Annotated in this window: 21 protein-coding genes and 2 pseudogenes; 19 read left to right on the forward strand and 4 right to left on the reverse strand. The window is 47.1% G+C overall.

Features of this window, described 5'->3' with window-relative positions:
- The first annotated feature begins 186 nt into the window (after positions 1-186).
- The 4 genes from QUB13_RS18860 (at position 187) to rdgB (ending at position 4,314) form a co-directional block, all read left to right on the forward strand.
- On the forward strand, positions 187-912 hold the full coding sequence (locus QUB13_RS18860; protein WP_333383371.1) for an SDR family oxidoreductase: 726 nt from the start codon (positions 187-189) through the stop codon (positions 910-912).
- 206 nt (positions 913-1,118) lie between these two features.
- Entirely contained in the window at positions 1,119-1,853 is a 735-nt protein-coding gene (folE, locus tag QUB13_RS18865) for a GTP cyclohydrolase I FolE (protein WP_333383375.1), read from the forward strand.
- 277 nt (positions 1,854-2,130) lie between these two features.
- Positions 2,131-3,555 (forward strand): phosphoglucomutase/phosphomannomutase family protein, encoded by a 1,425-nt coding sequence (locus QUB13_RS18870; protein WP_333383378.1) that lies wholly within the window; start codon positions 2,131-2,133, stop codon positions 3,553-3,555.
- Positions 3,556-3,723: 168 nt separating this feature from the next.
- The gene (rdgB, locus tag QUB13_RS18875) at positions 3,724-4,314 is read left to right on the forward strand and encodes an RdgB/HAM1 family non-canonical purine NTP pyrophosphatase (protein ID WP_333383381.1); all 591 of its coding nucleotides are present in this window, start codon (positions 3,724-3,726) and stop codon (positions 4,312-4,314) included.
- A 104-nt stretch (positions 4,315-4,418) separates the two neighbouring features.
- Here the strand turns inward: rdgB and QUB13_RS18880 are convergent, their stop codons facing one another.
- Positions 4,419-4,757: a P-II family nitrogen regulator gene (locus tag QUB13_RS18880; protein ID WP_006633346.1), complete on the reverse strand. Its 339-nt coding sequence runs from the start codon at positions 4,755-4,757 to the stop codon at positions 4,419-4,421.
- A gap of 348 nt (positions 4,758-5,105) precedes the next feature.
- Between QUB13_RS18880 and QUB13_RS18885 the strand changes: the two genes are divergently transcribed.
- Positions 5,106-6,404: an MFS transporter gene (locus QUB13_RS18885; protein WP_333383384.1), complete on the forward strand. Its 1,299-nt coding sequence runs from the start codon at positions 5,106-5,108 to the stop codon at positions 6,402-6,404.
- Positions 6,394-6,597 (forward strand): hypothetical protein, encoded by a 204-nt coding sequence (locus QUB13_RS18890; RefSeq protein WP_333383387.1) that lies wholly within the window; start codon positions 6,394-6,396, stop codon positions 6,595-6,597. The genes QUB13_RS18885 and QUB13_RS18890 overlap by 11 nt, the downstream gene beginning before the upstream one ends.
- A 13-nt stretch (positions 6,598-6,610) precedes the next feature.
- Here QUB13_RS18890 and QUB13_RS18895 read toward each other — a convergent pair whose 3' ends face one another.
- Positions 6,611-6,811, reverse strand: coding sequence for a hypothetical protein (locus tag QUB13_RS18895; RefSeq protein ID WP_333383390.1), 201 nt, complete (start codon positions 6,809-6,811; stop codon positions 6,611-6,613).
- A 122-nt stretch (positions 6,812-6,933) separates the two neighbouring features.
- On the opposite strand from QUB13_RS18895, the gene ilvB reads away from it, so the two are divergent.
- From ilvB to QUB13_RS18920, 5 genes are all read left to right on the forward strand, one after another.
- A complete protein-coding gene (ilvB, locus tag QUB13_RS18900; RefSeq protein ID WP_333383393.1) occupies positions 6,934-8,769 on the forward strand; it encodes a biosynthetic-type acetolactate synthase large subunit in 1,836 nt (611 codons plus the stop codon).
- Positions 8,770-9,095: 326 nt separating this feature from the next.
- The gene (locus QUB13_RS18905; RefSeq protein ID WP_333383395.1) at positions 9,096-10,490 is read left to right on the forward strand and encodes a serine/threonine-protein kinase; all 1,395 of its coding nucleotides are present in this window, start codon (positions 9,096-9,098) and stop codon (positions 10,488-10,490) included.
- 204 nt (positions 10,491-10,694) lie between these two features.
- Positions 10,695-11,978, forward strand: coding sequence for an FGGY-family carbohydrate kinase (locus QUB13_RS18910; protein WP_333383396.1), 1,284 nt, complete (start codon positions 10,695-10,697; stop codon positions 11,976-11,978).
- Between the two features lie 304 nt (positions 11,979-12,282).
- Positions 12,283-12,627, forward strand: a complete 345-nt coding sequence (locus QUB13_RS18915) for a hypothetical protein (RefSeq protein WP_194008695.1) — start codon at positions 12,283-12,285, stop codon at positions 12,625-12,627.
- Positions 12,624-12,824, forward strand: a complete 201-nt coding sequence (locus tag QUB13_RS18920; protein WP_194008696.1) for a hypothetical protein — start codon at positions 12,624-12,626, stop codon at positions 12,822-12,824. Before QUB13_RS18915 ends, QUB13_RS18920 begins: the two co-directional genes overlap by 4 nt.
- A 180-nt stretch (positions 12,825-13,004) precedes the next feature.
- Here the strand turns inward: QUB13_RS18920 and pcrA are convergent, their stop codons facing one another.
- Positions 13,005-15,353 carry a DNA helicase PcrA gene (gene pcrA / locus QUB13_RS18925; RefSeq protein ID WP_333383401.1) on the reverse strand — a complete coding sequence of 783 codons (2,349 nt, stop codon included), beginning with the start codon at positions 15,351-15,353 and terminating at the stop codon, positions 13,005-13,007.
- Between the two features lie 299 nt (positions 15,354-15,652).
- Positions 15,653-15,745, reverse strand: a pseudogene (locus tag QUB13_RS18930) (DUF1232 domain-containing protein); the annotation flags it as partial.
- A 261-nt stretch (positions 15,746-16,006) separates the two neighbouring features.
- Between QUB13_RS18930 and QUB13_RS18935 the strand changes: the two are divergent.
- The 8 genes and pseudogenes from QUB13_RS18935 to QUB13_RS18975 all read left to right on the forward strand — a co-directional run bounded on the left by QUB13_RS18935 (position 16,007) and on the right by QUB13_RS18975 (position 24,938).
- Positions 16,007-16,747 carry an SIMPL domain-containing protein gene (locus tag QUB13_RS18935; protein WP_333383404.1) on the forward strand — a complete coding sequence of 247 codons (741 nt, stop codon included), beginning with the start codon at positions 16,007-16,009 and terminating at the stop codon, positions 16,745-16,747.
- 183 nt (positions 16,748-16,930) lie between these two features.
- Positions 16,931-18,134, forward strand: a pseudogene (locus QUB13_RS18940) (flagellar assembly protein H).
- Positions 18,135-18,349: 215 nt separating this feature from the next.
- Positions 18,350-19,531, forward strand: coding sequence for a F420-0:Gamma-glutamyl ligase (locus QUB13_RS18950; RefSeq protein WP_333383413.1), 1,182 nt, complete (start codon positions 18,350-18,352; stop codon positions 19,529-19,531).
- A gap of 327 nt (positions 19,532-19,858) precedes the next feature.
- Entirely contained in the window at positions 19,859-21,190 is a 1,332-nt protein-coding gene (locus QUB13_RS18955; protein ID WP_333087117.1) for a GNAT family N-acetyltransferase, read from the forward strand.
- 245 nt (positions 21,191-21,435) lie between these two features.
- Positions 21,436-21,903: a Holliday junction resolvase RuvX gene (gene ruvX, locus QUB13_RS18960; RefSeq protein ID WP_333114336.1), complete on the forward strand. Its 468-nt coding sequence runs from the start codon at positions 21,436-21,438 to the stop codon at positions 21,901-21,903.
- Between the two features lie 301 nt (positions 21,904-22,204).
- A complete protein-coding gene (locus tag QUB13_RS18965) occupies positions 22,205-22,780 on the forward strand; it encodes a DUF3727 domain-containing protein (protein ID WP_194008480.1) in 576 nt (191 codons plus the stop codon).
- A 370-nt stretch (positions 22,781-23,150) separates the two neighbouring features.
- Positions 23,151-24,275, forward strand: a complete 1,125-nt coding sequence (gene mltG / locus QUB13_RS18970; protein ID WP_333383419.1) for an endolytic transglycosylase MltG — start codon at positions 23,151-23,153, stop codon at positions 24,273-24,275.
- 141 nt (positions 24,276-24,416) lie between these two features.
- Positions 24,417-24,938, forward strand: coding sequence for a YqeG family HAD IIIA-type phosphatase (locus QUB13_RS18975; protein WP_194008478.1), 522 nt, complete (start codon positions 24,417-24,419; stop codon positions 24,936-24,938).
- The last annotated feature ends 520 nt before the right edge of the window (positions 24,939-25,458 follow it).

The raw sequence follows: 25,458 nt of genomic DNA on the forward strand, positions 1-25,458 counted from the left end.
CAAAACTCACTACGATCTGCAAATCAGTCAGCAGTGTTATAATTTCTCAGGTGACACCGGCTTAACAGTTCTTAATGTCGATCTCATAATTAACTGTTATCACCCGCAGCCGACATTTGTCTGATTTGCCAAAGAAGGCTGTAACCCTCGAAAGAGAGTTGCCGAGGGAAAGTATCAGGAAATTTAATGAACGATCGAACAACAAAGCAGGCTCTGATTACCGGAGCCAGCAGCGGTATTGGCAAAGCGACGGCCCTGGCGTTCGCCGCCGAGGGCATCAATCTGGCCTTAGTTAGCCGAGAGTCAGAAAAATTAGAAGCCGTTGCCGCAGCGGCCAGAGAAGTCGGAGTGAAAGCAGAAGCTTATCCCTTAGACTTGGCAAAAATTGAACAAGTGCAAAGCGGCATCAGCGCGATCGCATCTCAATTCGGGCCCGTAGATATCCTGGTCAACAGCGCTGGCATGGGCTACACCGGCTCCTTGACGGAAACCTCCCTAGCCGACTGGCAGAGCGTTCTCGACCTCAATCTGACTAGCGTTTGGCAGTGCATTCTCGGAGTTGTGCCGTCCATGCGCGATCGCGGATCGGGAATCATCATCAACGTTTCCTCGATCGCCGGCAGCCAAACTTTCCCCAACTGGGGGCCCTACTCCGTCAGCAAATTCGGTCTCATGGCTTTGTCCAAGACTTTAGCCGCCGAAGAACGGGATCGGGGAATTCGCGTCACAGTCGTATGTCCCGGTTCTGTCAACACTCCCATGTGGGACACAAACACCGTGCAAGCGGACTTCGATCGCACTGCCATGCTAACCCCTGAAATCGTCGCGCAATCAATTCTGCACGCAGTTCAGTTGCCGGCAAGTGCAGTAATTGAAGAAATCACGATCATGTCCAACGCAGGAGTTTTGTGAACTTGAGATTTTAGACTGCTGAATTGCGATCGAATTCAACAATCTTTAAATCGATAGCTCTATCCCCCAATCGAAAATCGATAGCTCGATCGCAATCGAAAATCAAAAATCGAAAATCGATAGCTTTATCACAATTGAAAATCGATAGCTCGATCGCAATCGACAATCGAAAATCAAAAATAGCTCGTTCCTCACACGAAATTATTATGACAATTGCATCGAACAACGGTTCAAATACCTCGAACTCAATCTCGACAGACAGCATGAAACCTTCAGAAACCACAGACTACAAGACCCCGCGCATCACCACTAGACCCGATCGCAATTCTTCCAACGGTCAAGAGTCTAACGTACCCGTACCTTCAGAAGTAGGTATGGATGAAATGATGGAAGCCGTTCGGACGATGCTGCTGGGAATAGGAGAAGACCCCGAACGGGAAGGATTGCTCAAAACCCCGAAGCGGGTAGCAGAAGCAATGCAGTTTCTCACCAGCGGTTACAGCCAATCCCTCGAAGAACTTCTCAACGGCGCTATCTTTGACGAAGGTCATAACGAAATGGTACTGGTGCGAGACATCAGCGCCTTTAGTATGTGCGAACACCATATGCTGCCATTTATGGGTCGAGTTCACGTCGCTTACATTCCCAATCAAAAAGTAGTGGGACTGAGCAAATTAGCCAGAATTGTCGAGATGTACAGCCGTCGGTTGCAGGTGCAAGAACGTTTGACGCGCCAAATTGCCGAAGCAGTTCAGACAATATTGGAACCGAGGGGAGTCGCCGTAGTTATGGAAGCCAGCCATATGTGCATGACAATGCGGGGCGTACAAAAACCCGGTGCTTGGACGGTTACGAGTGCCATGTTGGGCGTGTTTCAAGATGAACAAAAAACTCGCGAAGAATTCTTGAATTTAATCCGCCACCAACCGGCATTCTTTTAGTCATCAGTCATTAGTCTGTGGGCTTTGGGTGCTTGACTGTTGACTGTTTTGGGATAGTTGGCAGGCCAATTCTAGTTACCCAGCCCAAAAATAGGTATAAGCCCCCAATACGAGCGTCAGGGTCGATTCCCAACTTTTAGACCAAAGTGCAAGCTCCCAGATTCACGGCGCTGCAAGTAAATCTAAAATCTAAAATCTAAAATCTAAAATCTAAAATCGACTGACGATCGCCCGTTCTGCCCATAAAATAGACGAGTGACCTATGGCTTTTGACTAAATGAATCCTATTAAATTCGGAACCGATGGCTGGCGCGGCATTATAGCCGACGATTTTACCTTCGATCGCGTAGCATTAGTAGCTCCCCTAGCAGCACAAGTTCTCGCACAAACCAGTGGCAATCATGCCAGCAGCGGTACCGTAATTGTCGGTTACGACCGCCGTTTTTTGGCGGAAGATTTTGCCCAAAACGCGGCTGAGGCAGTCCAAAACGCCGGATTTGACGTGCTGCTGAGCGAATCCTACGCTCCCACTCCGGCTTTCAGTTTAGCAGCCAAACAATTAAATGCTTTAGGTGCGATCGTCCTGACAGCCAGCCACAATCCCGGCACATATTTAGGGTTAAAAGTCAAGGGCGGATTTGGAGGTTCAGTTTCGCCCGAAGTGACGCAACAGATAGAAGCAAAACTCGAAACTCCGGCCGCACTTTCAGCAACTCCCGGAAAATTGGAGAATTTCAATCCTTGGCCGGCTTACTGCAAAACCTTGCGGGAAATGGTGGATATTGAGGCGATTAAAGATGCGATCGCATCCGGGAAAATTACAGTATTTGTAGATGTAATGCACGGCGCTGCTGCAGGAGGATTATCTCAAATATTAGAAGAAACAGTGCAAGAAATCAACAGCGATCGCGATCCGCTGTTTGGCGGCGGCGCACCAGAACCATTACCGCGCTACCTGTCGAAATTGTTCCGCGTGATGCGTACCCATCAGCGCCAAAATTCCGGTTTGTCGGTTGGATTTGTATTTGATGGAGATAGCGATCGAATTGCAGCCGTTGACTCTAGCGGCAACTTTCTCAGTTCGCAAATCCTAGTTCCCATATTAATCGAACACCTAGCTTCACGGCGCGGGTTAACCGGAGAAGTCATCAAAACCGTCAGCGGTTCCGACATCATTCCCAAAATTGCCGAACTTTACGGCTTACCATTATTTGAAACGCCGATCGGTTACAAGTATATAGCCGATCGAATGTTAACCACCAAAGTCCTAGTAGGTGGCGAAGAATCAGGAGGAATCGGCTACGGAACCCACATACCCGAAAGAGACGCTTTGCTGTCAGCCCTGTACTTATTAGAAGCAGTCGTCAAATCCGGGGAAGACTTAAGCGAAATTTATAGCCGACTGCAAACAGAAACAGAGTTTACCTCAGCCTACGACAGAATTGACCTGCACCTAGCAAACATGGAAGAAAGAGCGCGCTTGCTGGATTTGCTGCAAAACCAACCATTAACAGAAATCGCCGGCAAAACAGTAGTAGAATGCAACAAAGTAGACGGATACAAATTCCGCTTAGCTGACGGAAGCTGGCTGTTAATTCGGTTTAGCGGCACAGAACCAGTATTGCGGTTGTATTCAGAAGCAGCCACATTGAAAGAAGTGATGCAAAACTTAAATTGGGCGAAAGCTTGGGCGCAGAATTAATCGGATGAAAACAACCGCAGATGAACGCAAATGGATTGATATTAAACCTCTCCTTCTCTGCGTTCTCTGCGGCCTCTGCGGTAAAAAAATCCACAAAATTGGGAAATCTCTCTTCCTTCGCATCTTCGCGGTTCGTAAAAAATCCATCCGTAAATTTTAACAGAAATAATGACTAATAATAAATTGCTAGTTGTAGCTACGGGCAATCCGGGTAAACTCAAAGAAATGCAGCTTTATCTTCAGGATTTGGGGTGGGAATTGCGCCTAAAACCGGAAGAATTGGAAATTGAGGAAACTGGGGAAACATTTATTGCTAATGCTTGTTTAAAAGCTTCTGAAATAGCCAAAGCTACAGGCGAATGGTCGATCGCCGATGATTCTGGTTTAATGGTAGATGCACTCGACGGTAAACCTGGGATTTATTCCGCGCGCTACGGTTCAAGCGATGCTGACAGAATATCTCGGCTGCTGAAAGAATTGGGAAACGAAGCAAACCGGGAAGCACAATTTGTTTGCGCGATCGCGATCGCCCGTCCCGACGGTACAATTGCCCTGCAAGTAGAAGGAATTTGCCCAGGTGAAATCCTGCACAGTCCTCGCGGTACCGGAGGTTTCGGATATGACCCGATTTTCTACGTGCGGGCACAGCAGCAGACTTTTGCAGAAATGACAACGGATATCAAGCGATCGCACTCTCACCGCGGCAAAGCATTCGAGGCCCTAATACCACAAATGGAGTCATTAGTCATTAGTCATTAGTTATTAGTCATTAGTTATTGGTTATTTGTGATTAGTACCAATTATCCAATGCCCAATGCTATAATGCCCAATGCCCAATGCCCAATGCCCCATTCCCCAGTATCCTAGATTGCCTCCAGGTTCTTTTCTCCAGTCCGAATTCGGATAATTTGTTCTACCGGAGAGATGAAAATCTTGCCGTCGCCAATCTCGCCGGTGCGGGAAGCAGCGATAATTTTATCAACCACCATATCAACCTGATCGTTTTCCACAACAATCTCGACCTTGAGCTTTTGCAAGAACTCAACGGTGTACTCAGAACCGCGATAGCGTTCAGTCATGCCCTTTTGACGGCCAAAACCTCTAACTTCAGAAACAGTCATCCCCACAATGCCGGCATTGACGAGTGCGATTTTCACTTCGTCTAGTTTAAAAGGGCGAATAATAGCTTCAACTTTTTTCAATTTTTTCACTCCTAACACTTAGTACCTTCGTTATATTACTTAACTGGCGTGACATCTTTTAATATCACTGATAAGATTAAGTATTTTGTAAAATATACTACCGTATGTTGTACTCGCGATGAAATGCAGGCCAATATTTAATCACATTGTCTGAATTTTCCGGCGCGGGTAATGGCTGTGGTCGATCGCGCTAGAGAAAAAAAGAACGCAGCCTTCCCCCGCCGATCTGCTAAAACAGAAAAAGAACGCAGGAGACAGGAGTTTTCATCCGTTTCGAGTTTGTTGTGTCAGGTTTGCAGGTATTGCTGAAAATTATCATTGCTACAAGCGGTCAGTTAAACTATTCCTATGCACCCAGCCAGCCCTCCCCCTGACCGCAGCGGGCTTGATGCCCTACTGAGAAATCGCCCCTTCCTCGCCTTGTGGACGGGCCAGTTGTTGGCCCAAGTGGCGGATAAAATCTTTTACGTATTGCTGATTATTCTGCTGAAAACCGGCGATTACCGACCCTGGCCTGTTTCTTGGCAGTATTCGGAAAATTCAATGCTGTCAGCGGTGATGATCGCCTACACGCTGCCGGCGATCTTCTTTGGTTCCGCGGCCGGTATTGTGGTAGACCGCTTTTCCAAAAAGCAAATGCTGATAGGCTGTAACGCGATCCGAGCCGTGTTGATTGTAGCTTTGCCGTTTTTGCCCAAAACTTTTGTCGTGTTGTTGGCGATTACGTTTTTGGTCTCTACTGTAACGCAATTTTTTGCTCCAGCAGAGGCCGCGGCAATCCCCCTGGCCGTCGGGCGAGAGGGACTGATGTCGGCAAATGCTCTGTTCGCCTCGTCCACAATGGGCGGAATTATTGTCGGGATGACGATCGGCGAACCGCTGTTTAGTTGGGTCAAACACAGCTTCGGGCCAGCTTATCAAGAGTTTTTGTTGGGTGGGTTGTACCTGATATCCGCAGGTTTGATCTATGCCATGCACATCAAAGAAAATCATGGCGGTAGCGGTGCCAAAAATGTCCATCCTTGGCAAGACCTTAAGGAAGGTTTGCGCTATTTGAAGCACAACCACCTGGTTAGCAACGCGATGGTGCAGTTGACGATTTTGTATTCGGTGTTTGCGGCGCTGCAAGTTCTGGCGATCGCACTTTCGGGCAAAATTGGTCTTAAAGAAACTCAATTCGGCTTTTTGCTGGCGGCGGCTGGTGTCGGAATGGTCTTCGGCGCGGCTTTTTTGGGTCACTGGGGCGATCGAATGCAGCAAAAACCTTTGCCGTTACTTGGTTTCTTGATGATGGGTTTTGTGTTGGCAATGTTTGCCTTTACCAGACAGTTGTGGCTGGGATTTAGTTTGAGTGCTCTGTTCGGTTTTGGCGCTTCTTTAATTAACGGCCCGATGCAAGCTTTGATTCAAGAGAAAACTCCAGAATCTATGCGGGGAAAAGTCTTTGGCTTGGAGAACAATGCGATTAACATTGCCCTCAGCTTGCCTTTAGCAGTGACCGGCCCGCTGACGGATGCTGTGAGCAAAGTAGTGGGATCGGATGACTTGGGTTTGCGGATCGTGCTGCTGAGTTTGGGCTTTTTGGTCTCGGTGATGGGCATGGCAGCTTGGCACCACACTCGCAAAGTCTTAAAGGATGCTCTGTGAACTTTGGCAAGAAGAAGGAAGATGGAAGATGGAAGAAGGAAGAAGGAAGAAGGAAGAGGGAAGTTCGGCAACGAGCAATGTACGGGATGTAACGGATGTAACGGATGTAAGTCCGTCGGAAGAGGGAAGAGGGAAGAAGGAAGAGGGGAGAAGGAAGAAGGAAGATGGCTTTCTTTTCGCGATCGATCTCTAACATATAGCGGTTATCAAGCGTGGTGAGGTATGCCCAATGCCCAATGCCCTGTTTGGCCAATGCCCAATGCCCAATGCCCAATGCCCAATGCCCAATGCCCAATGCCCAATGCCCAATGCCCTATAGCGTCATATCGCGGTAAACCGGCATAGAAACGGCGATTTCTTCTATTTCTTTTCTTCCTCTGCTGTTCCACAATGTCTCGATCGCACACCGCCCCAGCGCGAAACTTTTTGTAAAATATCCGCCGGTGAACTACCAGAGTTCGATCGTAGAGATTAAAGTAGTATCAAAGCTTTCATTAAAATTCATAATTAGTTGGAGGTAAAAAAATCAGTGCAATTAAAAACTAAAGTAGCCGTCAGGCGTGCAACGGGTGGATTTGCTTTAATCGATAGCTTGATCCGCCACGGTGTCAAGCATATTTTCGGTTATCCCGGCGGTGCAATTTTGCCGCTTTACGACGAACTATACCGGGCTGAAGAAACAGGCGCGATCAAACACATTCTAGTGCGGCACGAACAAGGTGCTGCCCACGCCGCCGACGGTTACGCCCGCGCTACCGGACAAGTTGGGGTTTGTTTCGCGACTTCCGGGCCAGGCGCAACTAACTTGGTGACGGGGATTGCGACGGCCCACATGGATTCTATCCCGATGGTAATTGTGACGGGTCAAGTTCCCCGTCCGGCGATCGGCACTGATGCGTTTCAGGAAACTGATATTTACGGCATTACTCTGCCCATTGTCAAGCATTCCTATGTAGTGCGCGACCCGAGAGACATGGCCCGAATTGTGGCTGAAGCTTTCCACATCGCGAGTACCGGGCGGCCGGGGCCGGTGTTGATTGATGTGCCCAAGGATGTCGGTTTAGAAGAGTTTGAGTATCTGCCGGTGGAACCCGGATCTGTGAGAATTCCTGGCTATCGTCCGACAGTCAAGGGAAATCCCCGGCAAATTAATCAAGCAATCCATTTGCTGAAGGAAGCGAAGCGTCCTTTGCTTTATGTGGGCGGCGGGGCGATCGCAGCCGGGGCCCACGAAGAAATTAAGGAACTCGCCGAGATGTTCCAATTACCTGTCACGACAACGCTGATGGGCAAAGGCGCTTTTGACGAAAAACATCCTTTGTCGGTGAAAATGCTGGGGATGCACGGCACTGCTTACGCTAATTTTGCCGTTACCGAGTGCGATTTGCTGATTGCTGTCGGAGCTCGGTTTGACGATCGGGTGACGGGCAAATTAGACGAGTTTGCCGCCAGGGCGAAGGTGATCCACATCGATATCGATCCGGCGGAAGTAGGTAAAAATCGCGGCCCCGAGGTGCCGATTGTCGGAGATGTCCGGCAAGTTTTGATGGATTTGCTGCGCCGCTGTCGGGAAACTGGTGTTTCGGGAACTGCCGGAAAAACTGCGGAATGGCTGCACAGGATCGATCGCTGGAAACAGGACTATCCGTTAGTTGTGCCTCACTACCCCGACATTTTGTCTCCGCAAGAGGTGATTTGGGAATTGGCTACTCAAGCGCCGGATGCTTACTACACGACGGATGTCGGTCAACATCAAATGTGGTCGGCTCAATTCTTAAACAACGGGCCGCGTCGCTGGATTTCCAGCGCTGGTTTGGGAACGATGGGTTTTGGGCTGCCGGCGGCGATGGGCGCGAAAATGGCGCTACCCAACGAGCAAGTCATTTGTATTGCTGGCGACGCTAGCATACAAATGAATATTCAAGAGTTGGGAACCTTAGCACAATACGGCATTAATGTCAAGATTGTGATTGTAAATAACGGCTGGCAGGGCATGGTGCGGCAGTGGCAGCAGGCTTTCTACGGCGAGCGTTATTCGTCGTCGAACATGACTGTGGGGATGCCGGATTTTGCGATGCTGGCTGAGGCTTACGGCGTGAAGGGGATGCAGGTTTCGCGGCCGGATGAGTTGGAGGGTGCGATCGCCCAAATGCTCGCTCACGACGGCCCTGTGCTGATGAACGTCAAGGTGACGCGGGACGAAAACTGCTATCCGATGGTTGTTCCGGGCAAAAGTAACGCTCAAATGGTTGGTTTGCCGGAACGCAGCACGTTGCCATCTGCAGAGTTGATTTATTGTCCGAGTTGCGGCGCGAAGAATGTTTCGAGCAATAAATTTTGTCCTGAGTGCGGGACAAAAGTTTAAGTAGTTTTGAGTGGGGACTTAGGCATTGCTTATTAGTCTCAACTTAAGGTCAAACGTACTCACAGACTGCTGTTTATTGCTAAGGCCAGATCCCCCCTAACCCCCCTTAATAAGGGGGGGACAAGATTACGATAGAAGTCCCCCTTTTTAAGGGGGATTTAGGGGGATCTGGCCTCGGATAAAAGCGAGAGATACAAAGGTTTTGGGGTTAAGTTGACACATATCGGCAATGCCGTGTCCTTACCGGGATCTGCTGTTTCACATTTAAAACCATCTGGGCTGGCATCCCATCGAAAGCTTTAATCTATAATGTATAAGCATATTTTATGAGCCAGTGTCTAAACCCTGATTGCCTATTGCAAAACCCGTCTGGCTCTACAAACTTCTGTCACGAATGTGGGAATAAACTGCTATTGGGCGATCGCTACCGATCGCAAAAAATCATTGGACAAGGAGGCTTTGGGCGCACTTTTCTAGCTGTTGATGAGTATAAACCATCAAAACCTCCCTGTGTTATTAAACAATTCTACCCCCAAGTTCAAGGCACTTCTAGTATCCAGAAAGCTGCTGAGTTATTTGAGCTTGAAGCAGTCCGCCTTGAACAGTTGGGCAAACACTCTCAAATTCCCGAATTATTAGCATATTTTAGTCAAGATGAACGGCAGTATTTAGTCCAAGAATTCATCGACGGTGAAAATTTAGCCCAAACACTAAAATCTCAGGGATATTTTAGCGAAACGCAAATTCGCAATTTGCTTAATAATTTACTGCCAGTATTCGAGTTCATTCACTCTCGCCAAGTTATTCACCGAGATATCAAGCCCGAAAATATTATTCTGATGTCAAATGGGCAACTGGTTATCGTTGACTTTGGAGCGGCGAAATATGCGACACAAACGGCTCTAGCGGTAACGGGAACGAGGATCGGGACGGCTGGATATACGGCACCAGAACAAGCCAACGGTAAACCGATTCATGCGAGTGATATTTATAGTCTGGGTGTGACTTGTCTGTGTCTGTTAACTCAGGTTGAACCGATTGATTTATTCGATGATAGCGAGTTTGATTGGGTGTGGCGAGAACACTTAAAAACATCTGTCAGCTCGGAACTGGGTCAGATTTTAGATAAAATGATCCAACCTGCTATTAAAAAACGTTATCAATCTGCTACTGAAATTTTGCAGGCTCTTGGTACTCAATCACCTCAATTATCAGCTCAAACACCTCCTCCGCCACCAGACTCGCTGAAATCAGCGCAGGGTGTTGACTATACTCGTCTGCGGGATTTATTAGCAGCAGGGAAGTGGAAAGAGGCGGATCAGGAAACACTCAACGTGATGTTGAAAGCTGCTAGACGGGAGAAGGAAGGTTATTTTAATAAGGAATCAATTGATAATTTTCCTTGCGATGATTTACGGACGATCGACAAATTGTGGGTAAAATACAGTCAGGGTCGTTTTGGCTTTAGCATCCAGAAAAAAATCTGGTTGGAAGTTGGTGGTAAAGTTGATTGGGAGACTGAATGCAAGCTAGGCGATCGTGTCGGTTGGCGAAAAGGAGGCAGTTGGTTGGACACAAAGAACCTAACCTATAATAAACAAGCACCTGTGGGCCACCTCCCTAGGGAACTGTGTGGGTGGTGGGGTGGGTTCCGGGGTTTAGGTGTGAAGTGGCGTTATGGTTCTTCTCTCGCATCGAGAACTGTAAGCTGTAAGCTGTAATCTATAGCGATTTCAGCCCTTTGTTAAGTCTTTTTTTGAGAACCTTTTTCTACCAAGTTATCTGCTTTTCGTCATTGCATTACCTGTTACTTACATTAATAATAACTGCCAATAAAAGTCAGAGATATCATTAAACAACTAGAGGCAGGATGCAAATAAACTTTGTGGTTTCGTCAAATATAGGAAAATTCGCTGGAGTGGCAAATGAATCTTTATTTGGGAATAGATTTAGGCACCACGGGCGCGCGATCGACAATCATTGACTCCCAGGGTACAATCCATTGTGAGACTGAATATACTTTTGCTAACGATCGACAGTCGGAATTACCCTCGGTGTGGCAAAATGCACTCTCGGCTGTAATTGAGCAAATTCCCGCAACAATCCGCAATCGGGTAAGGGCGATCGCCCTTGACGGCACATCCTCTACAGTCATGCTGTGCGATACTGACGGTATACCCGTATGCGAACCTATTTTATACAACGATGCGCGCGGTGCAGCCGTTACAGAGACGTTGCGGGCGATCGCCCCGGATAACCACACAGTATTAAGCGCTACATCCAGTCTGGCAAAACTCCTCTGGTGGCAAGAGGGCGGGCACGGGGGCACCGCCCCTACAGTTTTCCTGCATCAAGCTGATTGGCTGGCATTTTTGCTGCACGGAAAATTAGGAATTAGCGACTATCACAATGCTTTAAAACTCGGTTTCGATGTTGATACTTTGTGCTATCCCGATTGGCTGATAGAGGGAATTGCCGGCGCTACAACGCCTAAATTGCCGCAGGTTGTCGCACCGGGCACGCCTGTGGGGGAAGTGAGAGATGAAGTGAGGAGTCGCTTCGGATTTCCCCGCGATTGTACAGTTTGTGCCGGTACAACCGATAGCATTGCAGCATTTTTAGCAAGCGGTGTCAATTCACCGGGGGAAGCAGTAACTTCTCTCGGTTCTACTTTAGCCGTCAAACTGTTAAGTCATACCCGCGTCGATGATTCGAGATACGGGATTTACAGTCACAAATTAGGCGATTTGTGGTTAGTTGGAGGTGCTTCTAATACCGGAGGTGCGGTGCTGCGACACTTTTTTACTGATGCTGAGTTAGCTACTTATAGCACAAAAATTAATCCTGAACAAGAGAGTTTGCTGGATTATTACCCATTGTTGAAAAAGGGCGATCGCTTTCCAATTAATGACCCGAATTTAGCGCCCAGACTCGAACCGCGTCCCGCTGATTCTGTGGAATTTCTGCACGGTTTGCTAGAAAGTATCGCGCGGATTGAAGCGCGGGGATATCAATTATTGCAAGAATTGGGTGCAACTCCTTTGACAAAAGTTTATACTGCTGGCGGCGGGGCAAAAAATTCGGTTTGGAGTGCGATTAGACAGCGTTATTTGAAAGTGGCTGTTGAAACGCCGGTTCAGACTGCGGCTGCTTATGGAACGGCGTTATTGGCGATGCGAAGTGCGATGGATTTGAGATTGGAGGATTGAAGAAAGCGACCTCACGGATCGATATGGATGCTGGGAATTTGGATGCTTTTAGTTAGGCTTAAATGTGGTAATTGGGATTGCGATCGTTCTTGATTCAAACTCAAATGGGAAGAAGAAAATATTCGCTATATTGTGTTAAGAATCTAAAACTTAATAACTTAAACACCTCCTACAGTCCTCTCTTCTGTAAGTTACTAGATAAAAGGAGGCAGAGCCTCCCGATCTGCATTACCAGGCAGAGCCTGGTAACGATCAAACATTCTGATATATTGTGTTAAGTTGTTATCCCTAAAAATCAAGGACAATGGCAAAGCTACCTGATGACATCCTGAACACAATTTTCACATTGCAGCGGCGGCTAGTGGAAATCCTCAACGAAACAACCGCCACAGAATATATTTTAATGCAGCAGTTTGGCGAGACAGAAGCGACACTCCCCGAACTAGAATCCCTAGATAATGTTAAGGAAAGGTTGAGAAACCCTTACAATCGTTTGTACAGGCTTTTGCAGCAGGTAGCAGAATCTCAACCCGCTGCGACTGCGGATACGTTAAACTTTCTGTATAGAACGATAGAACAAACAGAGGCGGCTGTCGATGCCTCAGAAGCAACTATCCGAGAAATCAAAATAGATTGGAATTTGCCATGAATCAACAACCTAGAATCCCCGACGCTGAAACCAGAAAGCGACACGTTGAAAAGATGCGTGAAGTCTGCCAACAGTTGGACGCTTTGACTCTAAACCTGGATGAATTAATCGCTATATTTGAAGCTGACAACCGCCGCCAGCGTCGAGAACGTTTGGCGGGTAAATACAGGCGTGTGGAATCTCAGGTAATCGAATAATAGAAGAAAATCCGGCGGTTGAAACCGCCAGAAAGTCAAACGATGTCCGCCTCTGCGGACTGAAGAAAACAATGTAATTTTTACCGCCATTTTTACCGCCTATTCTTCAACCCCTCTCAGCCCGGGTTTTGCCTGTACAGACGCGGTTTCAACCGCCTGGTATGCTTGGAGTTTTTTCTATTACACTCGCTGCAACTTAGCCGTTCTCGGATCGATGATTTTGCGGCCCAAACCTTTAAACTTAATTGCCAGATTAGTTTTATCGCCCACCCCCAAAACGTGGGTAATTTCTCCAACTCCAAAAGCATGATGAAAAACTCGTTCGCCCGTTTTCCATTCTGATGGAGAACTCCCAGAATTGGCTGCTGAATTATTCGTTTTTCCCTGGGATGCAGCAGTTTTGCCTGTCTTAGTTTTCTTCGCACTTCCAGCTAGCAAATGTGTCGGTAGTTCGCCCAAGAATAGCGAAGGGGTGCAGTGTTCGCGGTATCCTCCCCAGAGGCGGCGTTCGCGAGTGTGGGTGAGAAATAGCAATTCCTGGGCGCGAGTGATGCCGACATAGCACAAACGGCGTTCTTCTTCAACTGCTTTCGGGTCATCTAAACTGCGGAAATTGGGAAATAAACCCTGTTCCATTCCGACTAAAAATACTACGGGAAATTCTAACCCTTTGGCTGAGTGCAGCGTCATCAGCGACACGCGCGAATCGTCTTCTTTCAAATCATCTAAATCGGATGCTAAAGATGCTTTTGCTAAAAATGATGTTAGCGTCGGTTCTTCGTTTTGTTCTTCAAATTGCAGCACTGCGTTGTACAATTCTCTGACGTTTTCGATGCGATTTTCGGCTTCTTCGGTTCCTTGGTTTTTCAAATCGTCAATGTAACCAGAATCTTCGATAATTCCTTGGACAATTTGCGACGCGGGCGTAGTTTCAAGTTTTTGTTGCCAATTACCAATCATGGCGGCAAATTTAATTATAGCTTTTGCCGATCGCCCTGCGAGAGTATTTACAGAAGATTCGTCGCTGAGAATTTCCCACAGCGGAATACCTAATTGAGTTGCAGCATCTTCGATTTTACCAAATGTCGTGTCGCCAATGCCGCGGCGGGGAGTGTTGATGATGCGTTTGAGGCTGACGCTATCGTCGGGATTGGCGATCGTCCGCAGGTATGCTAGGATATCTTTGATTTCTTTGCGATCGTAAAACTTCAGGCCGCCGACAATATTATAGGGAATATCCAAGTACATTAACGCTTCTTCAAAGGAGCGAGATTGAGCGTTGGTGCGGTAGAGAATCGCAAAGTTACTCCCGTGTTCGTATTCTGAATTTTGGCGCTTCAGGGACTGAATTTGACCAGCTACAAATTGCGCTTCTTCTAACTCATTGTCGGCGCGCCATACCACAATCGGAGCTCCGGGTTCGCGAGTCGGGCGCAGAACTTTATCGATGCGTTCGGTATTGTGTTCGATCAAGTGGTTGGCGGCTTGCAGGATGTTTTCGCGCGATCGATAATTCTCCTCTAATTTTACCATCGTCTGAGTTTTTTCGTCCGACAAACCATCGCCGAAATCCTCTTGAAATTCCAGCAAGATGGTATAATCCGCCATCCGAAAACTGTAAATAGATTGATCCACATCGCCCACCACAAAAATCGAGCGATTTTGCCACTTATCAAACTCTTTCGGATCGCTGTTATTTGTCACCAACATCCGAATCAAATCGTATTGAGTGCGGTTGGTATCCTGATATTCGTCAACTAAAATATGTCGAAATTTGTGATGCCAATAACTTAAAACTTGCTCGTTTTGGCGTAAAAGTTTAACCGGAACTAGAATTAAATCGTCAAAATCTAAGCCGTTGTTGGCGGCTAAAGCATCTTGGTAGCGGCTGTAAACATCCGCAATTACCCGCCCTCGGTAATCCGGTTCTGCTGCGAGGAATTCTTGAGGCGACCAACCTTGATTTTTAGCGTTGCTGATGGCATAGCGGACTTTGCGCGGGTCAAATTTCTTATCGTCTAAATTGAGGACTTTGGTAACAATTTGTTTGACGAGACTTTGAGCATCTGACTCATCAAAAATCGAAAAATTCTTCTTCCATTGGCGGCCTTTTTCGTCTTGATATTTCTCAATATCGTAGCGGAGAATCCGGCCGCACAGAGAGTGAAAAGTTCCCATCCAAATCTGTTTGGTAATTCTATGGTAAATTTGCGATCGCAATCTGGTTTGCACATCCGGCGCTAAATCTGCCAAAGGTTTCCCATATTCCGCTTCAGCTTGCTGAGTAGCCAGCAATTTTTCAATTCTTTCTTTCATCTCTCTAGCGGCTTTATTCGTAAATGTCACCGCCAGAATATTTTCGGGATCAACTCGATGGGTGCGAACTAAGTTAGCTACGCGGTAAGTTAGAGCTCTGGTTTTCCCCGAACCAGCCCCCGCTACTACTAACAGCGGCCCGTTGTAATGGACGACTGCTTGGCGCTGGGATGGGTTGAGATGGCTGAGGTGATCGGTAGTAGTTTGAGTCATCGTTGGATGGTTAGTTGTTGGATTTTTTTAAGGGATAAATAATACTTGGTATGTGATGCCGCGAGTTTTTTTAAGGTTAAGTGCGATCGCCCTACAATATAATATCATGAATATCAGACGGCGGTTGAAACCGCGTCTACACAAACGATGTCCGCCTCCGCGGACGAAGAGAGAATAAGGTAAAACATAATTTTCACCGCCTATTATTCAACCCGCGCACCATCCGGGTTTTGTCTGTATAGCCGCGGTTTCAACCGCCGGGTATTCTAATATTCCAAATCCAATCCAAATGGCAGTAATTACAGCAGCCAAATTCCCAAAGGTACAATTATCAAATTGTCCAAGTAGCCGAGAATCGGTATGAAATCAGGAATTAAGTCGATCGCGCTAAAAGCGTAGGCAACCTTAAGGCCTGCTCAAATTCTGGCGTACTGAGGTAATCTGGGATTTGTACTGGCTAAATAAACAGCGTAAGTCTCTTTTTTGAGTCGGCGAGCCACTTGTTTTAAGGATTGCATATAATAATGACTAATAACTAATGACTAATGACTAATGTTTTTTTTAGTTGCCAAAAATGTAACAGGCTGGATCTTTAGTAATTCCCGTGCGAAGGTAAAGTATAGCATCAGTTGTACGTGAGGAGAATCGAGTTCATGAATTCAAATTTGCGGCGCGGTACTAGAAATAATTTCCGCAGTCTGTTAACAGCGTTGTGTTTAACGTTAACTTTCGTGAGTTTTGTGAGGTTAGATCCGGCGGTTGCTCAAGAACAGCGGCTCAGAACGTTGACTGTTACCGGGCGGGGTGTGGAAGCGATTCCTACAACTAAAACCCAAGTGCGGCTGGGTGTTGAGGTGCAGGGGAAAACGGCGACTGCGGTGCAGCAGGAAGCGGCCAGGCGATCGTCCGCTGTGGTAGAGTTGCTGCGATCGCGCCAAGTCGAAAAACTCGAAACTGCCGGCATCACCCTCAATCCCATTTACAGCTACGAAAACAACCAGCAGCGCTTGACGGGCTATACGGCGACGAATACCGTCAGTTTTCGGATTAATACTGCATCTGCCGGCACTTTGCTCGACGATGCGGTGAATGCCGGAGCCACACGCATCGACGGCGTGAGTTTTGCCGCCGCCGAAAGTGCGATCGAACAAGCTCGAAAACAAGCACTCCGCAAAGCAACTCAAGATGCTCAAGCGCAAGCGGATGCAGTCTTGAGCGCCCTCAACCTCAAACGGGGAGACATTCTGGGCATTCAAGTCAACGGTGCGATCGCGCCGCCTCCTATGTACCGGCAATTGGCTAATGCTCGCGCTGCTGCTGCTGACGCTACAACGCCTGTGGTGGGAGGGGAACAGCAGATTGAAGCTTCTGTGACTTTGCAAATTGGATATTGATTGCAGCTTGCATTCTAAATGAACGTAAAATGCGATATCTGTTAGATACCCGACTGCTTAAAGAAGTCGGGTATCTGGGTGTTTTAGTTTTTTATGTTTGTCTACTTATTGTCAGAAAAAACATCTTAAATATCCGACGATAATCTGATAAAATTAAATCACAAAATATCAAAATCCTTTTTTATGACGCGATTTATTCACGATCGCTTTGCCAAAGACTTGTTGACAGAACTGCTGTCTCCCATCGGAACGGTGAATATCGGGCATGATGTTACTGCCGAAGTCCGAGAAATCGATGTTTATTTCATTCCCAGCACTGTAATTCCCGAATACTCAGCAACTTTAGGATTGTTGGGAAAAATGGCTGATACGGCGGCAATTTTTGAACCGTTTCGCAATCCAGTAACTGTCGGCGAAGTCATTAGCTGTATGAGCAAGTTATGGGATTTGCGGGGTGAATTGGAGCGGCAAGCCAGAAGAGAAAATACTCGCTACGACGATGCTAAGCTGCCCTTATTGTGGATTTTGACACCTACAGCGTCGAAAGCACTGCTGGAGGGTTTTGGTGCGGTACCCAAGCCGGAGGATTGGCTCGATGGCATTTATTTTTTGCCGAGGCATTTGAAATCGGCAATGGTGGTGATTCACCAATTGCCCGAAACTCCCGAAACGTTGTGGCTGAGGATTTTAGGCAAAGGAAAAGTGCAGCAAAGGGCGATCGCCCAATTGAGTTCTTTAAGTACCTACACAAAATTAATTACACATCCGACTTTGTTACTCTTTAGACGTATCAAGGGTTTCAAGTCAACTCAGTCGGCAATTAATTTTGTTTACCTACTTAGCAACCGACGATCCGTTACGGATTATCGCGCTAGAATTGCTGTATCAGTTACAGTCAAACTTAGTAACCGATACCGAACAAGAGTTACAGCCAGAAGAGCGGGAGTTAATTATGGCGATCCCATCACTTTTTAGAGAACAGTTAGAAGCCGCACAACAACAAGGAATTGAACAAGGATTAGAACAAGGATTAGAACAAGGCAGACAAGCACAACAGCGCTTAATTTTAGAGAATTTCCTGCAAGTGCGATTTGGAGAAGTCAACTCGAAAATGACAGCTTTTTTATCTCCAATATCAAAGTTACCGGCTGCGGAATTTACAGTGCTGTTGCTGGCAATATCCATGCTAACAGTGGATGAAGCCGGAAGAAAACAAGCGGTTAAATTATTGGCAGAAAATGTTTTGAGAATGCGCCAAAATGAATTGGAGGATATTCTGCAGGCTGCCCTTACCAACTTATTAGCAATGCCTGTCGATGAATTGACGTTGTTTGTCGAACAATTGCCTGAGTTGTCTGCTGATGAAGTGAGAGCAAGGTTGGAATAAAAACCGCGATAAGATTTGTTCGGGCAGTCATAAAGTCTACCCGAATTTCCCGCCATCCCGTGCAAGTCATCCGAAAAATCTATTTCGATCGCGCCCATCCCACTCTCCAACCCCGCCCCCAACAACCCCCACAACTTCCAATTACTGCCGGATCGGATCTCGAAGTACCCGATATCGACTACAGTAAACACAAAATATTATTGGCGGTGATTTGAGTGATTGAGAGTTTAGCAACAGGAATCGCAGCAGCAGGTTCGCTGCTAGCATTGGGCGCATTGGGCCTAGAGTTGAACTATCGCCGGACTGGGAGTGCAAATAAACTAGAACTTACAGCCGGAGAATGGCACTTAGCCATAAACGAACCCAATCGCTATCTTTTAGTCGGGGAAATGGAATTCCGCAACCTGACACAGCGGTTCGAGGTGATGTTGCCGGAAGTGCGCGCACAGGTGAAACTGCTGTCAGACGCAAGTTTGGATGGCGTGACTTTCCAGACAAAAGTGATTCCTTGTCACAAAGACGCAAAAGCCCGATCGGACGATTACTGGTTCGGCTATATTGTTAAAGCCCAACAAAACACCAAAATCAAAGTTTCTGTAGACATTCAAGGGCAAGATTTAACCAAATTGCAGTCAGCTTGGGTGCAAATACATTTCGTCACCTACGGCCCAGGCGGGCGCATCCCCAAAATCCGCAACGTAGTAGTCCCGCTGCAATTTCCCAACTCGGACACCGTACCCGTCGCCCGCAATGTCGGAGTTGCCGAAGTTTTGCCGATTCGCACCCACATACTGGCGGAATTAGACGATCCCGTCGAAATTGTCAAGCGCTACGTGCTGCCGCGCGCCCAGAAAGGCGATATTGTCGCCCTTGCAGAAACTCCACTAGCTTTGATGCAGGGACGCTACCACCACCCCAGCGAAGTTAAACCCGGATGGGTAGCCAAGCGAGTTTGTTTGTTTTTCTTGCCGATGTCGAGTTTGGCCACGGCTTGCGGAATGCAAACTTTGGTGGATGTAGTTGGGCCTTGGCGCGTAGTCGCAGCATTTGCGATCGGCTCTGTAGCTAAAATATTGGGTAAACCGGGAGTCTTTTACCAGTTAGCAGGGGAACAAGCAAGGCTAATCGACGACGTTACCGGGACTTTGCCTCCCTTCGACCAATTTATTGTGCTTGGCCCGGACAATCCGCAGCAAGTTGTAGAACAAATTCAGCGAGAAACTGGACTTGCGGCGGCGATCGTAGACGCTAATGACTTGAAAGCAGTTAAGATATTAGCAGCGACCTCCGATTTATCGGTAACATTTTTAGAGCAAGCCTTGCGAAGCAACCCCGCCGGGAATGCTGACGAGCGAACACCGGTCGTATTGATTCGACCTCTGCCACAGAAATCTTGATTTTAAAACTGAAAATTAAAAATTCAAATTAAAAATTAAAAAAAGATGATTTGAAATTTTTAATTTTCGCTCGATCGAGAAAGGGAGAAGCATCAAAAGTTTTTAGTTCGCGGACGCACGGGCTGCCAGAAACCTGGTTCTTAAAAGCGTTTCCTTCGCAGTAACCCACAGAAAGAGTAAAAAACCCGGTTTCTTTGTAGGCGATGGCGTCCCCGAACAGGTTCTAAGTTTTGAACGCAAAATTAACGCATTCAAAACTCAAAACTTCCCTAACTTTTCCCCTTTCTGAAATTTTATTTAAAAACTTCCATTCCCCACTTTCGTGCTATGACTTCATTTACCTCTCAAAACCAAAACCAGGTTGTGATTCGCCCGTTTCAGTACCGCGACATCGAGGCGATGGAACAACTGTGCGCGGAAACAGCCGAACAACCAGAAAAACGCAAGGGTGCAAGCTGCGACTTGGTACTAGGTAAAAAGTTGCAGCAGATTCGTCGCTGGTACGGACTGCTAAAGCTGTTTAGCTTGTTTCCCAACCCTTGTCAGTCTTTGTTTCGGGCCCACGTTGCTGAAGAACAGGGGAAAGTTAAGGGCATCATTCAGATTTCTCCTTTCAACCGCACCCGCAGCACTTGGCGGATCGATCGCATCGGAGTAGACCCAGAAGCCCGCAGCAAAGGCATTGGTTCCATGCTGCTGCGGTACTGCTTTGAGGCAGTCTGGGAGGCGCGGACGTGGCTGCTGGAGGTGAATGTCGGCGACACAACTTCCCTGGCTTTGTACCGGCAGAACGGGTTTCAGCCGTTGGCCCAGATGACTTACTGGACGATCGCCCCAGAACGCCTGCAAGAAATGGCAAACTCAACGCCAGATTTGCCCAACCTGCTGCCGGTCAGCAACGCGGACGCTCAATTGCTATATCAACTCGATACCGCATCGATGCCGCCCTTGGTGCGCCAAGTATTCGATCGGCACATTCAAGACTTCAAAACCAGTTTTTTCGGCGCTTTAGTCGAAGGTGCCAGACAGTGGCTGGCGAAAACAGAAGTAGTCAGCGGTTACGTGTTTGAACCGCAGCGGAAAGCCGCGATCGGCTATTTTCAGGTGCAGCTATCCCGCAACGGCGAAGCGCCACACGTCGCCCAGTTGACCGTACACCCGGCCTACACTTGGCTGTACCCGGAACTGCTATCCCAGATGGCGCGACTCGTTCAAGACTTCCCCGTTCAAAGCCTGCAACTAGCTTCCGCCGACTATCAACCGGAACGCGAAGCTTATTTAGAGCAATTTGGAGCCGTGCGCGTGGAACACAGCTTGCTGATGTCTCGATCGGTATGGCACAAACTGCGCGAATCAAAGTTAGTCTCCCTCGAAGGACTCCAACTATCAGAAATGTTGCAGAGCTTCCAACCAACTCGCAAACCAGTACCGGGTCGGATGTCCTGGCTAGGCCCGATGGCTGGGGAAGCCGCAGCAGGGCCAGCGTCCTCAGAGATTAAACCGTTTTTGTCGGACTCAGGAAACGGTCAAGCCGATCGAATTAACCCCTCGAACAGCCAAAATTCCGAATCAGCAGCAACAGATGCCAACAGCATTTTGCCTCTGAATTTGCCGGAATTGCCTCCAGACGGCGGCTCGCTAGGAGAACTCAATTCTTAACAATTGAAAGCAGAAGGTAGCAGGTAGAAAGCAGAAAAGAATAGAATTAATCATTCAACAAATTACTTTTTTTCTGTCATATTTACAGGAATTTCCTTTTGCTTTTGATTGATGCCAACTTAATATTGCCTATTATCTTCTTGCTTTCTTCTGTTATTCCTTCGCGTTCTTTGCGTCTTCGCGGTTCGTTAAATAAAATTGTATCCGCCCAAAAACAGTAAATCTAAAATCTAAAATCGATAATAATGTCCAACGAAAAATTATGGATTTCAGCCCTCGGATTAGATATCGGCAGCAAACGAGTCGGCATCGCCGGATGTGACGGCACAGGTTTAATCGCTACGGGGATTACTACTCTGGTGCGATCGTCCTTCGATCGCGATGTAGCTTGTCTGCGAGAACTCGTCCGATCGCGCGGAGTAAAAATTTTGGTTGCAGGCTTGCCCTACTCCATGAACGGAGAATTGGGCAATCAAGCGCGACAAGTGCAGAAATATGCTGGCCGCATCGCCGAGGCCTTAGAACTCCCCCTAGAATACGCAGATGAGCGCCTGACTTCGGTTGAGGCAGAGGAATTGATTCAAGCACAAGGAATTTCGCCTTCGCAAAATAAGGGTTCGATCGATCGCAAAGCAGCAGCCCTGATTTTGCAGCGGTGGTTGGATATGAGAAGACAAAATATCGCCCCTGTTCCCAATCGTGATAGCTTTTAACAAAGCCGTGATATCCTAGTTGTGCAAGTTTGCTAGGCACACCTGTAACCGTTGACATACTTGAGAAAATTTCGCTGTACCCTTCGGTACTGAAGCAGCACAAAATTGTGATTTGTCCTCAGTGTCGCTCTGGACTAGACAGAAATTTAAACGCTGCACTCTCCGCGTGGAAAATGCCGCGAGTCTCGCAGTTTAAACTTGTGGGCTGGCGATCGCCCGCGCCGCCAGAATATCGCCACGAAAACTCCCCATTGTCAAGCACAAATTACTGAATAATTGACGGAAAATTAAGATACACGCGATGTCCTCATCCCCAAACCGCAAAGAGAATGGCAGTTCCAACGAAGAGTCCGTCACCCTGACGGATGAATTCGGGCGCTCGCTGACTTGCAACATAGAGCATTCGATGAACCTAGAAGGTCAAGAATATGCTTTGCTGATTCCGATCGACTCTCCAGTAGAAATTTTTACTTGGCACGGAGACGAAAGCGACGAAGCAGCAATTCCTGTAGAAGACGAGACCGAAATTGACAAAATTTTTGATATTGCTCAAGTTGTGCTGCAAGAGCAGAACTTGACACTCCGGCGCACGGCGGTGACGCTGACTGTAGTTGGCGAATTGCCAGAATTTCCCGACGAGGAGATGGCACCGGATACCGATCCCGATGAAGAGTCGGATTTCGAGGAACTTATGTGGCTGACAAGCTTCTATCACGAAGAACAGGAATATGCCATTTATACTCCTCTCGATCCGTTCTTTATCTTGGCTCGCATCAATGATGACGGCGAGCCAGAATTGCTCTCGGAAGAAGAGTTCCAAAGGCTCGAACCGATGTTGCCGATGCTAGAAGACCAGTTTTTTGACGAGCTTGATTAGATATTGATTGCAGGCAGAAGACCTGACGGCAAAAAGCAGAATTTTTGATTATCTTATGGTTAGAAGTTAACTGCTTGCCCGATCGAACTTTTTCGAGATTGTGCCTTCTGCCCTGTCCGCTCAGGGTGTTGAATTGAGACGTGAATATGGTTGCGGAGCGTCGATTTTAGATTTTAGATTTACTTGCAGCTAGGTGAATCTGGGATGTTGAACTCTTGTCTAAAATTTCAGTCTCTCCACGACTGAACTCGGGGGCTTATATCAGTTTTTGGGTGGATCGAACAGGCTGCATCCCTGACTTTCGGTCAACAATCGCAGAGAGTTAGTCATTAGTCGTTAATTAATTGGCGCTTATCGAGGACAACGCACTATGAGCAAAGAACAACTGACAAAAAGCAGCGAGTCTGAGAGCCGAAAAGCTGCTCCGCAACTTTCAAAATGGTTGTTTTATCTGGTGTTGCTGCCGGCTATTTGGGGTGTTTGCGCTTGGCAGGGCTGGGCTTGGTGGAGCTGGGCTTCGGCCGCTCCTAAAATCGCTGAAACCTCAACTTCTTCGGGAGATGGTGCTGCTGTTTCCATCCAAATTCCCCCCGGTACTTCCAGTCAACAAATCGGGCAGGATTTGGAAGCCGCGGGCTTAATTCGATCGGCAGGAGCATGGGATATGTGGGCCCGCTGGCTGACAATGCAAAACCGCGACGGAGGTTTTAAAGCCGGAACTTACCAACTGTCGGCGACTCAGCCTCTGAGTGCGGTTGCTGAGAAAATTTGGAATGGCGAAGTCGCACAGCAGAGTTTCACGATTCCCGAAGGGTGGTCGATGCAACAAATGAGTGCTTATTTTGAAGCCCAAGGTTTTTTCCCGGCTAAGGATTTTATGGCGGCAGCGAGTCAAGTTCCCTACGCTCAGTACCCTTGGCTACCCAGCGGCTTGCCTCATTTGGAAGGGTTTTTGTACCCGGATACTTATCAGCTAGACGGCGATGCAATTAGCCCGGAAGCTGTCATTAAGCAAATGCTCGATCGTTTTGAGCGGTTAGCTTTGCCGGTCTATCAAAAAAATCAGAACAATACTAAGTTTTCTTTGAAAGAGTGGGTGACGCTGGCGAGTATTGTGGAAAAAGAAGCTGTGGTGGCGAGCGAGCGCAATCGCATTTCAGGCGTGTTCAATAACCGTCTGAAAAAAAATATGCCCTTGGGTTCCGATCCTACAGTTGAATATGCCCTCGGCATCAGGCAAACTAAGGAGAAGCCTTTGACTTTTAAGCAGGTGGAAACGCCTTCTCCTTACAATACTTATATCAATGTAGGGCTGCCGCCAACTCCGATCGCATCTCCGGGAATTGCCAGTTTGGAAGCTACTCTGGCTCCTGAAAATACGGAATATCTGTATTTTATGGCTCGGTACGACGGCACTCACATTTTCAGCCGCACCCTGGCCGAACACAATGCTGCTGTGGCTCAAGTTGACCAAAAAGTGCGATCGGGTCAATAGATTGGCAAAAACTAATACAAAAGTAAAAAGTAACAAAGCAAAAGCAATAACGCTTGCTGGAGATTTTTTACTTTTTTAATCCTTAACTTCCAATTTCTTATTTCTGAATCTAAAATCTAAAATCTCAACTCTAAAATCATTATGACTTGGGGTAAACTATTACAGCCTGACTTAGTTTTAGGCAATTCGATCGTAAATTTAACTGCAGATATTCTTCAGGAATATCAGATTAAAGGATTAGTTTTGGATGTGGACGACACTCTCGTTCCCATGACAGCAATGAATGCTTCTCCCGAACTCAGCGTGTGGGTGGAAGAAATTAAACCGATAGTATCGCTGTGGTTGGCGAGCAATAATTTAAGTCAGACTCGGATCGGTCGAATTGCTGAGTCGTTGAATCTACCTTATATTACTGGTGCTGCTAAACCGTCGCGCCGCAAGTTGCGAAAAGCTGTGACGGCGATGAATTTGCCGGTGGAACAGGTGGCGATGGTGGGCGATCGACTTTTTACGGATGTTTTGGCCGGCAATCGTTTGGGTATGTTTACTATTTTAGTCGAGCCAATGATTGATGCTGGCTACGCGCTTCGCAAGTATCCGGTGCGCTCTTTTGAAGTGTGGGTTTCTCAAGCTTTGGGGGCAACTCTGAAAATTAAAGATTAGTCAGTAGTCAGTTGTCAGTAGTTAGTTGTCAGTTGTCAGTAGTTAGTTGTCAGTTGTCAGTAGTTAGTTGTCATTAGTCATTGGTAATTGGTTAGTAGTTAGCAGTCATACCAAATTCGGGTTTTGGATACCCTTTATGAACCAGTCGGCGCAGGCCGACATCGTTTGTGTAGACGCGGTTTCAACCGCCGAATCATATATTACCCGGATTTGGTATCATCAGTGATTAGACATATCATAAAAAGCCTGTTTGGAACAGGCATCCTGCCTGTTCCACAATAGTTATTGGAGAGGTATATTAGTAATTAATCTGAAATATTGTTTATGAATAAGCCGTTTGGAACTCGATCGCAATTAAATAAAAAAGCTCTGATTGTCATAACAAACAACAAATAACAAATAACAAACAACAAATAACAAACAACAAACAACAAATAACAAACAACAAACAACAAATAACAAACAACAAACAACAAATAACAAACAACAAACAACAAATAACAAACAACAAACAACAAAT

Origin of the sequence: Microcoleus sp. B4-D4 (assembly GCF_036705185.1) — a bacterium.
Classification (GTDB): Bacteria; Cyanobacteriota; Cyanobacteriia; order Cyanobacteriales; family Microcoleaceae; genus Microcoleus.